Below are 1,311 nucleotides of genomic sequence, written 5' to 3' on the forward strand. Positions count from 1 at the left end.
ATATTCTTTAATCTGTTTTCAATAATACTTGAAGAAAAAAATACAATTAGTATAAGAGCTATTCCCACAAATAATTCCATTTTCTCCCCCGATGAATTCAGTTTATATTTAAGAGTATAACTTTACTAACCTATATTTTCCAGAACCATTATGCAACTAACCTTCCCCGAAGTTCTAATATAATCAACAACATCCTTTTACAGGGCCTATTAAAATTCTATATCATCTAAGAAAAAGTCCACATCATCGACTAGTATTAGATCAGCTTGCCACAGAGCGTAGTCAAAAGCTGAAAATCTACTGTCTTTCTCCTAACTTCATCTTTTTTGACAAAGTCTTTATTTCCATCATTTTTAACTTTTACAACAATGTAATTTGTATTCCACTTCATCAATGGATTATCTCCATTTCAACTCTAGGAGCAAGTTTTGCATAGATTGCATGAGGGTTTTGTATAAATAAAACTTTGAACCCTGCTTCTTCTGATGCTTGTTTCACAATATCCAAACGAAACGTATCTCCAACAATGATATTTAGCCCGTATTTCTCTCTCACTTCACAAAAGTAATTGACCATATAACTGATATCAATAACGGGTTCATCCAATAATGTAATCACCCCATCCTCTTCCCATTCAAGTATTGGTGTTTTTAATTTTGCTTCTTTGATAAAATCACGTCGTGCTAACTGATGGCTTTCCCATATATAATTCTCACCATCCTTAAATAAAACACCGCGTGCTGTAAAGTCTTAATGAATGAGAAATTCTCTGGCACCTACACATGTTTTATTTTCTAATCGATCATATGGAATAAGTCTTATTAGCCGCTTGGATATCTTCCCAGGATGCTACCATAACCGCATTATTATCTTATGGAAGATTCATCCTTTCGGCCATGAATTCAGGTAGCCCTGATGGGTCATCTTCCAGATCCAAATAATAACCCGATTTAACAAAGGTATTTCTCCAGGCGCGATATAACCGTTCCTTTTTTCTTTTGCCAGAGACTTTATCAACTACATAAAAATTCACAATACGAGGGATTCTATAAAAAGGTAGAATATTACCCGAGGTGAATATGAAAACAAATAAACATGAAAATCCAAATAAGAACTTTTCGATTCTAATATGGAAAATAGCAATAGGTTCTACTCTATCCTGGGAATTATCAAAACTATTGGGTTCCGACCACCCTTACTTAGCTCCACTTTCGGTCATTCTATGCCTTCAATCAACAATTGATAAAACGGTCCAACAATCCATACAACGTGTAATTGGTACCATGATTGGTATTTCCGTTACTGTACTCC

At 34.5% G+C, this 1,311-nt stretch carries 2 protein-coding genes; one reads left to right on the top strand and one right to left on the bottom strand.

The features are described 5' to 3' along the window. Nucleotides 1–390 precede the first annotated feature (390 nt). Nucleotides 391–618, bottom strand: coding sequence for a hypothetical protein (locus ACFVSH_RS26710; RefSeq protein ID WP_387708839.1), 228 nt, complete (start codon nt 616–618; stop codon nt 391–393). A 461-nt stretch (nt 619–1,079) separates the two neighbouring features. Between ACFVSH_RS26710 and ACFVSH_RS26715 the strand changes: the two genes are divergently transcribed. After that, the coding region (locus ACFVSH_RS26715; protein WP_387708840.1) for an FUSC family protein at nt 1,080–1,311 on the top strand (232 nt) is incomplete at its 3' end.

The organism is Peribacillus sp. NPDC058002, from assembly GCF_042886655.1.
Classification (GTDB): Bacteria; Bacillota; Bacilli; order Bacillales; family DSM-1321; genus Peribacillus; species Peribacillus aracenensis.